Source organism: Methylobacterium sp. AC690, from assembly GCF_979256535.1.
This window is the reverse complement of the sequence record NZ_CEEDOX010000166.1, coordinates 1-218: the sequence shown is the minus strand read 5'-3', so window position 1 is coordinate 218 and position 218 is coordinate 1. Positions and strand designations below refer to the sequence as shown.

General features: G+C 77.1%; 1 protein-coding gene. It reads right to left on the bottom strand.

The window, feature by feature from the left end:
* Window positions 1–218 (bottom strand): sugar nucleotide-binding protein (locus AC0IY1_RS25730; RefSeq protein ID WP_471773402.1); only part of this gene is annotated, 218 nt, incomplete at both ends.

Below are 218 nucleotides of genomic sequence, written 5' to 3'. Positions count from 1 at the left end.
CCGTAGGCGGCCGTGAGGCTCGCGGTCGAGAGCACCGAGTACGCGGGCCGGCGGGCCGGAGTCGGGAAGGCGCTGGTCGGAATGGCGTCGACCGGGACCGCGCGGGCCCCGCGCCGGGCCGCGCCCGCCACGATGGCGCGGGCAAAGCCGCACCAGGTGGTGGCGCCCGCATTGACGAAGTGATGCGTGCCCGTGGGGGCGGTAGGATCGCGGGCCAG